The organism is Halomonas profundus (genome assembly GCF_020865425.1).
GTDB classification, from domain to species: domain Bacteria; phylum Pseudomonadota; class Gammaproteobacteria; order Pseudomonadales; family Halomonadaceae; genus Vreelandella; species Vreelandella titanicae.
The window spans coordinates 1,747,369-1,757,327 of record NZ_CP086344.1; the positions used below are offsets into that span (position 1 = coordinate 1,747,369).

At 55.7% G+C, this 9,959-nt stretch carries 7 protein-coding genes; 6 read left to right on the forward strand and 1 reads right to left on the reverse strand.

Going from position 1 to position 9,959, the window contains the following annotated elements:
* Positions 1–242: 242 nt before the first annotated feature.
* Entirely contained in the window at positions 243–956 is a 714-nt protein-coding gene (hutC, locus tag LMS44_RS07790; RefSeq protein ID WP_278369172.1) for a histidine utilization transcriptional repressor HutC, read from the forward strand.
* Positions 957–1,025: 69 nt separating this feature from the next.
* On the opposite strand, the gene LMS44_RS07795 is transcribed toward hutC, so the two are convergent.
* On the reverse strand, positions 1,026–2,348 hold the full coding sequence (locus tag LMS44_RS07795; RefSeq protein WP_278369171.1) for a YjiH family protein: 1,323 nt from the start codon (positions 2,346–2,348) through the stop codon (positions 1,026–1,028).
* A 314-nt stretch (positions 2,349–2,662) separates the two neighbouring features.
* Here LMS44_RS07795 and hutI point away from each other — a divergent pair, with 314 nt between their 5' ends.
* The 5 genes from hutI to LMS44_RS07820 all read left to right on the forward strand — a co-directional run bounded on the left by hutI (position 2,663) and on the right by LMS44_RS07820 (position 9,601).
* Entirely contained in the window at positions 2,663–3,877 is a 1,215-nt protein-coding gene (gene hutI / locus LMS44_RS07800; protein ID WP_278369170.1) for an imidazolonepropionase, read from the forward strand.
* Entirely contained in the window at positions 3,867–4,814 is a 948-nt protein-coding gene (gene hutG, locus LMS44_RS07805; RefSeq protein WP_278369169.1) for a formimidoylglutamase, read from the forward strand. Before hutI ends, hutG begins: the two co-directional genes overlap by 11 nt.
* A gap of 83 nt (positions 4,815–4,897) precedes the next feature.
* Positions 4,898–6,577: a urocanate hydratase gene (gene hutU, locus LMS44_RS07810; RefSeq protein ID WP_278369168.1), complete on the forward strand. Its 1,680-nt coding sequence runs from the start codon at positions 4,898–4,900 to the stop codon at positions 6,575–6,577.
* Positions 6,578–6,642: 65 nt separating this feature from the next.
* A complete protein-coding gene (gene hutH / locus LMS44_RS07815; protein WP_278369167.1) occupies positions 6,643–8,178 on the forward strand; it encodes a histidine ammonia-lyase in 1,536 nt (511 codons plus the stop codon).
* 76 nt (positions 8,179–8,254) lie between these two features.
* Positions 8,255–9,601, forward strand: coding sequence for a Na+/H+ antiporter family protein (locus LMS44_RS07820; protein WP_278369166.1), 1,347 nt, complete (start codon positions 8,255–8,257; stop codon positions 9,599–9,601).
* Positions 9,602–9,959 lie beyond the last annotated feature (358 nt).

Consider the following 9,959-nt stretch of genomic DNA (forward strand, 5'->3'; position numbering starts at 1 on the left):
TTTTTCCCCATTCAAAATAAATGAATGACTCGAAGCTATCAACGATTTCCTCCAGACCGCGAGAACACATACAGGCTAGCGAATGAACCAGCTTCATTGTCATGCAGCACAAGCAGCCGTGGGTGGCGTTTGCGCTACACGCATGATTGGTCAATGGCGTTGACCTGGCAGCAGTGTGCTTTGTTAACCAAGGCTAGTAAGATAGCTGTATAGACAAACGGTCTTAATCGAAAAGGAGCTTCATGACGCGTCCTCCTCTCTACCAGCAGATCCGTCAACATCTGTTGGATAAGATTCAGTGCGGAGATTGGCAACTGAATCATCAGATACCTACGGAAGAGCGGCTGGCGAAAGACTTTGGCGTGAGCCGGATGACGGCCAATAAAGCCATTAGAGATTTAGTGCAGCAGGGATACCTCGTGCGTCAACCCGGTGTCGGCACCTTCGTTACCGACCGTAAGGTTGAGTCCTCTTTGGTGGAGGTATACAACATTGCCGAAGAAGTGCTTTCGCGTGGGCATCGATACAGCAATAAAGTAATCACCCAAGAGGCGATTGAAGCAGATGATGAAGTTGCGCTGCGGTTAGGCATGAGGCTTGGGAGTCGGGTTTTTCATACGCTAGTGGTACACCATGAGAATGATATCCCGATTCAGCTTGAAAACCGCTACGTCAACCCACGCTGGGTGCCTGATTATCTTGACACCGATTTTTCACGCCATACGCCTAACGAGGTGCTGGTCGCCGCCTGTCCCATAACGGATATGGAACACATCGTTGAGGCGGTGCTGGTGGATGAGCAGACTGCAAAATGGCTAAGTATCGATACCCAGACGCCTTGCTTGAGCATGGTGCGGCGTACATGGTCTGAAGAGCACTTGATTAGCTATGCGCGCCTGATCCACCCTGGAGACCGCTATAAATTACGCTCCTCCCTGCAAAGAAAAAGCGCCTAAATTGAAGCAAAGCAAGAGCCCAGCGAGGCCTGTTTGTTCGACCTCGTGGCATCTCGTTAATACTGGGATTCAACTGGTCAGTGACTGCACCAAGTAGCCCGCGGGTATCGCGAGTAGCAAGCTCAAGGCCACGCGAATGAACCACACGATCAACATGCGGCCTACTGAAAGCGGAATGCTGGTAGAAAGAATGCAGGGGATGGAAGCAGAAAAGAACAGCACGGCGGAGACTGACACCACGCCAGCCGTAAAGCGGGCGACGAATTCGGCCTCGGCCATCAGTAGGGCCGGTAAGAACATTTCCGCCAGCCCAGAAGCAGATGCCTGCGCTAGCGCTGCAGCGTCGTCTAGCCCCCAAATGGCGACAAAGGGGTAAAACAGCCATCCCAACCAGTCAAATAAAGGCGTGTATTTGGCGATGAGAAGCCCGAGCAGGCCTACCGACATGATCGACGGTAGGATGCTGATGGCCATTATCAACCCTTCTTTAAAGTTGAGTGCTACGCTGCGGTGAAGACTGGGCGCTTTGGCAGCAATCTCCGTACCCGCTTGCCAGGCCGTGCTCAAGCGTTTCCCCGGTATTGGCTCCGGTTCTCCGTCACTCTTGTGGTCATCCATGTTTGCCAGAGGCGGCAGCCGCACCGTGATAGCCGTGACGATGAACGTAATCAACAGGGTGAGCCAAAAGTACAAATTCCAAATGCTCATCAGATCTAGCGTACGGGCCACGATGATCATGAACGTTGCCGACACCGTGGAAAAACCAGTGGCAATGATGGCGGCTTCCCGGGCTGAATACTGTCCCGCTTGATAAACCCGATTGGTAATCAATAGCCCGATCGAGTAACTACCTACAAAAGAAGCAACGGCATCGATTGCCGAGCGCCCAGGGGTTCGCCAAATGGGCCGCATGACCGGCTGAACCAGTACGCCAATCAATTCCAGCAACCCGTAGCTGATCAACAGCGCCAGGAAAATAGCGCCGATTGGCACGATCAAACCTACCGGAATCACCAGTTTCTCGAACAGGAAGGGCAGCATATCCGGTTCGTGCAGAAACGCAGGTCCCCAACCCGTTAACGCCATTACAGCAACAACGATGCCAATGATTTTCAGCACTGTGAAAATGCTTTCGGTCAGTGTTCGCCGCCAATAGCCTTTGAACAGTGGGTAGGCGGCACCCGCCACGATCATGGCTAAAGCATAGATGCCGCTGTATTCACCCATCAACGAACGCAGTCCTGTGACCATATGATCGAGCAGGATAGTACGCTGCCCCGCTATCTCGATGGGAACAAAAAAGATCAGGATGCCCAGAGCGCTAGGCACAAACAGTTTAAAGATGGTGGCAGCGTTGGTTCGCTGCTTAGTGGGCGGGTCTACGGGGTGCATGGGGGCGCCTCTCGTTGTTTGGTTGTCATCGCTATGACCTTGGTTTCTTGTCATGTATATACAATAAGCTACCCCTATGTGGCATTTACGTATAGCGCTTTAAAAATAGACATTAGTCTAATTTGGTAGTCGCCATGTATTTCTGATCCGCTTCTTTTTATTTAATTAACCAATTGTTAAGTAAATGTTTTATTTTATTTTTTGAGTTTTTGTTAGATTTTTTTGGGCGCTTGTTTTGTTGTTTCACTGCTTGACGAAGGGTTAGAGGGTGGGCTTAATTGTATATACATTATGTTTGCTCCAAGGAGACCTCCATGGCTAATAACAAACGTCGCTACATTTGGCGCGATATCAGTGTCTTCGATGGTCAGAAAACGTTGCCGGAGCCTATGGCCGTCATTACTCAAGATGGGCGTGTCGTCACCATGACGCCCATGGATGGCTTCGATGAGTCACAGGCGGATGGTTGCCATGATATGGGGCGGGGCGGCGTCATGACGCCCGGCCTGGTGGATTGCCATACGCATTTGGTGTTTGGCGGCGCGCGCGCCGACGAGTTCGAGGCGCGTTTGGAAGGCGCCAGTTATGAAGACATTGCCCGCCGTGGCGGGGGCATTCTAAGTACCGTTCTGGCGACGCGGGAAGCGAGTGAGCAAACGCTCTTCAATGCCGCCTTGCCACGTCTTAAAGCGCTGGTTGAGGAAGGCGTCACTACGGTCGAGATCAAGTCGGGCTATGGGTTGGACGTGGCTAATGAGCTGAAGATGCTGCGGGTGGCCCGGCGTCTAGGTGAAGAGTTGCCAGTACGGGTGTTTACGACACTGTTAGGTGCCCATGCTTTGCCGCCGGAGTATGAGAACGATAGCGACGGCTATATCGATCTGGTCTGCAATGAAATGATTCCTGCCGCAGCGGCCGAGGGGCTGGCCGATGCCGTCGATGTCTTTTGTGAAAAAATCGCCTTTTCAGTAGCGCAGTGTGAGCGGGTTTTCAAAGCCGCCCAAGCTCATGGTTTACCCATCAAAGCACATGCCGAGCAACTCTCAAATTTGGGGGGCGCTGCGATGGCAGCCCGCCACTGCGCATTGTCAGCTGACCACATTGAGTATCTTGACGACGCCGGCATTGCAGCCATGCGCGAGGCAGGCAGCGTGGCTGTCATTCTTCCCGGTGCTTTCCACACCTTGCGTGAAACGCAGCAGCCGCCCATTGCGGGGCTGCGCGAAGCGGGGGTGCCGATGGCTGTTGCTACCGACGCCAACCCAGGCAGCTCGCCGATATTTATGCCCACGTTAATGCTCAACCTGGCTTGTACGCTGTTCCGCATGACGCCCCAGGAAGCGTTGGCGGGGATGACCGCCAATGGAGCTGCCGCGCTAGGGTTGAAAGGGCAGGGGCAGCTTCACGAAGGCGCGGTGGCTGATCTGTGTGTCTGGGATATTGAGACCCCCGCTGAACTGGCATACGCGGTACAGCCAGGCCGCCTCCGGCAGCGCGTCTATCAGGGGGAGTTAACCCATGGCCGCTGATACGCTTATTGATATGTCGCTCTGGCAGGGGCGCACGGATCCTGAACCCGATAGTGACCGTTGGCACCAGCGTATTGAGCCGTTAACCAACAACGCCGTGCCGGGGTGTGCACTGCTGGGCTTCGAAAGCGATGCCGGCGTTGCGCGTAACCAGGGCCGCCCCGGCGCGGCTGAAGGGCCTAATGCGTTACGCCGTGCACTGGCGCCGTTGGCCTGGCATCGCACCGCACCTGCTTACGATGCCGGCAATGTGCGCTGTGTTGATGATGGGTTAGAGGCAGCGCAACAGGCGCTGGCTGATCGGCTGACATCATTATTAACCGCTGGCCATCTGCCCATTGTGCTGGGTGGCGGGCATGAAGTGGCCTATGCCAGTTGGCTGGGTCTGGCGCAGTCTTTTATGCCAAAAACGGCGCCACCGCGGATTGGCATCATAAACCTGGACGCGCACTTTGATTTGCGCGATCCAGCGCATATTCGCTCCTCAGGCACACCCTTCGCCCAGATTGCCGATAAGTGCCAAGAGTGGGATTGGTCGTTTCGTTACGCCTGCCTGGGGGTAAGCCGCGCTGCTAATACGCGCGCCTTATTTACCCGCGCCGCCGCGCTCGGAACATTGGTTCGGGAAGATCGCGAGATCGATGCGCTACGCCTTGATTCTATCGTTAGAGACATGCAGCGCTTCATCGCCAAATGCGACCACCTTTACCTAACCATTGACCTGGATGTGCTCCCTGCTGCCGAAGCCCCCGGCGTCAGTGCGCCTGCCGCACGCGGTGTTTCGCTTGCCTTGATCGAGCCGCTGATTGAAGCAGTGCGTGACAGCGGCAAGCTTCGTCTGGCGGACTTGGCAGAGCTCAACCCCAGCCTGGATATCGACAGCCGCACCGCCAGAGCGGCGGCTCGGCTTGTGCATTTGCTGACCTTAGATAACTGAATTTAGAAAGCTAACCCTGAATGACTGACCAGGGCACCGTTCTAGACCAACGAATAACGAACAGAAACACAAGGAATGACGCCATGCCAACCAACGATAAACGTCACGATGCTTCACGTAAGATCATTGCGCCGACCGGTACTGAGCTCAGCTGTAAAAGCTGGCTGACCGAAGCGCCACTTCGTATGCTGATGAACAATCTTCATCCGGATGTGGCCGAAAGCCCCGAGGATTTAGTGGTGTACGGCGGCATCGGCCGCGCTGCCCGTGACTGGGCGTGCTACGACAAAATCGTCGAAACGTTACAGCGCCTGGAAGATACCCAGACCCTGCTAGTGCAGTCTGGTAAACCCGTCGGCGTTTTTGAAACCCATAAGGATGCGCCCCGGGTATTGATCGCCAACTCCAACTTGGTACCCGCCTGGGCTAACTGGGAGCACTTCAACGAACTGGATCGCAAAGGCTTGATGATGTACGGCCAGATGACGGCGGGTTCTTGGATCTATATTGGCTCCCAGGGAATTGTGCAAGGCACCTATGAAACCTTTGTTGAGGCGGGTCGCCAGCACTACGACGGTGAGCTTAAGGGGCGTTGGATTCTGACCGCAGGGCTGGGTGGTATGGGCGGTGCTCAGCCGCTGGCGGCTACGTTGGCCGGTGCCTGTTCGCTGAATATTGAGTGTCGGCAGGCGAGCCTCGACTTCCGCTTGCGTACCCGCTATCTGGATGAGCAGGCTGACAACCTTGATGACGCCCTGGCGCGTATTGAGCGCTATACCGCCGAAGGCAAAGCTATTTCTATCGGCCTGTGTGGTAACGCCGCCGATGTGCTGCCGGAACTGATTAAACGCGGCATCAAACCAGATATGGTCACGGATCAGACTAGTGCCCACGACCCATTGCATGGCTACCTGCCTTCCGGCTGGACATGGGAAGAGTACGTGGCGCGGGGCAAGTCTGAGCCTGAAGCCACCGTGAAGGCGGCCAAGCAATCGATGGCGGTGCATGTGCAAGCGATGCTCGACTTCCAGAAAATGGGCGTGCCCACGTTTGATTACGGCAATAACATTCGGCAGATGGCAATGGAGGAGGGGGTTGCTAACGCCTTTGATTTTCCGGGTTTTGTGCCTGCCTATATTCGTCCTCTCTTTTGCCAGGGTATCGGCCCCTTCCGCTGGGTGGCGCTCTCCGGGGATCCTGAGGACATTTATAAGACCGACCAGAAGGTCAAAGAGCTCATTCCCGACGACCCGCACCTGCATAACTGGCTCGACATGGCGCGCGAGCGTATTAGCTTCCAGGGGCTGCCAGCACGCATTTGCTGGGTGGGGCTTAAAGACCGTGCCCGCCTGGGGCAGGCCTTCAACGAAATGGTTAAGAACGGCGAGCTAAAAGCACCGATCGTTATTGGTCGCGACCATCTCGACTCAGGCTCCGTTGCCAGCCCCAACCGTGAAACCGAGGCGATGATGGATGGTTCTGACGCCGTTTCCGACTGGCCACTGCTCAACGCGCTGCTAAACACCGCAGGCGGTGCCACATGGGTGTCGTTACATCATGGCGGTGGGGTAGGTATGGGTTATTCCCAGCACTCTGGCGTGGTGATCGTGTGTGACGGCAGCGATGATGCCCACGCTCGCTTAGGCCGTGTGCTGCGCAACGACCCGGGTACCGGCGTGATGCGCCATGCCGATGCTGGTTATGACATTGCTAAACAGTGCGCCCAGGAAAATGGTCTTGATTTGCCGATGCTTAATCAGTAAAGCCCGCACAAATACAACAGTTGAGATGGTGGGATGACCACCTTCCTGTCTCTAAAGGCGATCAAATGAAACATCTCGAAATCCAGCCCGGCAAAATGACCCTTGCCCAAGCCCGCCAGATCCACGAAGCGCATGTGCCTGTCACGTTACCGGAAAGCGCCAATGCGGATATCCAGCGAAGCGTCGATTGCGTTAACCGGGTCGTCAGTGAGAATCGCACGGTCTATGGCATTAATACGGGGTTTGGCTTATTGGCCCAGACCCGCATTGCCAACGAAGATCTTGAATCGTTACAGAGTTCTCTGGTGCTCTCTCATGCCACTGGCGTGGGAAGGGCGATAGACGACGCCCTGGTGCGTTTGATTATGGTGCTCAAAGTCAACAGTTTGGCGAGGGGCTTCTCCGGCATCCGCAGTGAGGTATTGGATGCCCTGGTGGCACTGATCAATGCCGAGGTTTACCCGCATATTCCACTTAAAGGATCGGTGGGGGCATCCGGTGATTTGGCGCCCCTGGCGCATATGAGTGTCGTGCTGCTGGGCGAGGGCAAAGCCCGCTACAAAGGGGAGTGGGTTACCGCCGAAAAAGCATTGGAGATCGCTGGCCTGGCGCCAATCACGCTGGCACCCAAAGAGGGCCTGGCGCTGCTGAATGGCACGCAGGTCTCGACCGCTTATGCCCTGCGGGGGCTATTCGACGCCGAAGACCTGTTTGCGGCAGCGACGGTGTGCGGTTCGTTAACCGTAGAAGCCACCTTGGGGTCACGCTCGCCCTTTGATGCCCGGATTCATGAGGTGCGTGGCCAGCGCGGCCAAATTGACGCGGCCGCCGCTTATCGCCATCTACTCGGTGAAAAGAGTGCCGTCGGCGACTCCCATGCCAACTGCGATAAAGTTCAGGATCCCTACTCGTTGCGCTGCCAGCCACAGGTGATGGGTGCGGTATTAACCCAGATTCGTCAGACAGCCGAGGTGCTCGCGGCGGAAATCAACGCGGTCTCTGATAACCCGCTGGTATTTGCCGAGCAGGATGACATTATCTCCGGCGGTAATTTTCATGCTGAACCGGTGGCCATGGCCGCTGACAACCTGGCGTTAGCCATCGCCGAGATCGGTTCTCTTGCCGAGCGGCGTGTCTCTTTGATGATGGACAAACACATGTCGCAGCTTCCGCCATTTCTGGTCGAGAACGGCGGGGTCAATTCCGGGTTTATGATTGCCCAGGTCACCGCCGCGGCGCTGGCGAGTGAAAATAAAGCCTTGGCGCACCCCCATAGTGTCGACAGCCTGCCTACCTCGGCTAACCAGGAAGACCATGTCTCAATGGCGCCTGCCGCCGGTAAGCGGTTGTGGGAAATGGCGGAGAATGTGTGCGGCATTTTAGCCATCGAATGGCTGGGGGCGTGCCAGGGGTTGGACATGCGCCAGGGCTTGACCACTACCCAGCCGCTAGAGCAAGCCAGGCAACTGCTACGTGCGCGGGTCAGCCACTACAAGCAGGATCGCTTCTTCGCGCCCGATATCGAAGCCGCTAGCGAACTAATACGTGAGCGCACGTTAAGCCCGCTGGCGCATCCGCATACGTTGCCAAGCCAGTTTTAAGGCGTTTCATGCGTACCCTGTGGCGCTAGGCCATAGGGAACGCATTATTACCATCTAACAACAAAGTAGGTTTTTCATGAATGCTATCGTTCTGGCTATCCTAGTGATGGTCGGCTTGAGTCTTGCTCGCGTTTCAGTTGTGTTTGCCCTTATCGTCGCCACGCTGGTAGGCGGGTTATATGCGGGTATGCCTATTGGAGAGATCCTTGACGCCTTTAATGAGGGGCTGGGTAATGGCGCCACCATCGCGCTCTCTTATGCTGTGTTAGGGGCGTTTGCCGTTGCTTTATCCCGTTCTGGTATCACCGAGCTGCTGGCCAGCCGAGCCATTAGGCGTTTCCAGTTAGACGAGTCCGGGGGTAGCCGCCGCACGGTTACCTATACGCTGCTGGCGGCGCTATTAGCCGCGGCAGTCAGCTCGCAGAACTTGATTCCTGTCCATATCGCTTTTATTCCAGTGCTGGTGCCGCCGCTGCTAAAGCTGATGAACCATCTGAAGCTTGACCGGCGACTGGTGGCTTGCGTGATTACCTTCGGTATCACGGCGCCGTATATGTTATTGCCCGTGGGGTTTGGGGCGATATTTCTGAATGACATACTGCTCGCGAACCTCAACGAAAGCGGCGCGGCGCTGGGGTTGGAAGTGACCCGTCAAATGGTGCCACTGGCGATGGCGATTCCCATCGGTGGAATGGCATTAGGGTTGGCGGTGGCGGTGTTTTGGAGTTATCGCAAGGGGCGTGACTACGAAGACCGTGAGCTGGCCCATGGTGACAAATCGCCCCAAGAGGCCGCGCTTTCTCTAGCCGGTTGGCAAAAGACCATGTTGGTTATTTCCCTGGTAGGTACGGTCACCGTGCAACTGATGACGGGCTCGATGGTACTTGGCGGCATCTTTGGGTTTGCCTTGCTCTCCATGAGTGGCGTTTTCCGCTGGCATGAGCAGGACGGTATCTTTACCGAGGGGATGCGCATGATGGCCCTGGTCGGCTTTATCATGATTTCAGCGGCTGGTTTTGCCAGTGTGATGCAAGCCAGTGGCGAGGTGGAAGGGCTAGTGGCGAGTTCTGCCGAGCTTATCGGTGATAATAAAGGGCTGGCCGCATTGATTATGCTGCTGGTCGGTCTCTTTATCACCATGGGCATTGGCTCTTCGTTTTCGACCATTCCCATTATTGCTTCGCTCTATGTGCCTCTGGCACTGAGCTTTGGATTTTCACCCATGGCGACAGTGGCATTGGTAGGCACGGCCGCTGCCCTGGGCGACGCAGGCTCACCCGCTTCAGACTCCACCCTAGGCCCCACCGCAGGCCTCAATGCCGATGGGCAGCATGACCATATATGGGATAGCGTGGTGCCTACCTTCCTGCACTACAACATTCCGCTGATTGTGTTCGGCTGGGTCGCTGCCATGGTGCTTTAATTCCACTCACTGGATCGAACCGCAATACAATTTTGCGACGCTTAAGCATTACCTAATCATACGCCAGCGTATGACCAACGCCCCGCCTTTGTGCGGGGCGTTGGCGTGTTAGGCAGGGCGGGCGGTTGATTTGACTCCCGCCAGGGACGCCAAACTCTATCTGCTAATTAGATGCCATTGACATCCATCACGCCTGGACGATGTAGATCGAACTGGAGTGGAAGTCACGTCGTGCGCGCTTGGTTATTGAGACTGCCTTCTATACCAGCGGATGAAATACAGTGACTGCCTTTAAGTGCTTATCGTTTATTTGGTCGTCTTTGCTGCTGAGTGGCACGGCTGGACATTTGTACGTCAC

Bases quoted from the DNA above. Each gene is read 5' to 3' on its own strand.
- hutG (WP_278369169.1), top strand. From the start codon at position 3,867: ATGGCCGCTGATACGCTTATTGATATGTCGCTCTGGCAGGGGCGCACG.
- hutI (WP_278369170.1), top strand. From the start codon at position 2,663: ATGGCTAATAACAAACGTCGCTACATTTGGCGCGATATCAGTGTCTTC.
- LMS44_RS07820 (WP_278369166.1), top strand. From the start codon at position 8,255: ATGAATGCTATCGTTCTGGCTATCCTAGTGATGGTCGGCTTGAGTCTT.
- hutH (WP_278369167.1), top strand. From the start codon at position 6,643: ATGAAACATCTCGAAATCCAGCCCGGCAAAATGACCCTTGCCCAAGCC.
- hutC (WP_278369172.1), top strand. From the start codon at position 243: ATGACGCGTCCTCCTCTCTACCAGCAGATCCGTCAACATCTGTTGGAT.
- LMS44_RS07795 (WP_278369171.1), bottom strand. From the start codon at position 2,348: ATGCACCCCGTAGACCCGCCCACTAAGCAGCGAACCAACGCTGCCACC.
- hutU (WP_278369168.1), top strand. From the start codon at position 4,898: ATGCCAACCAACGATAAACGTCACGATGCTTCACGTAAGATCATTGCG.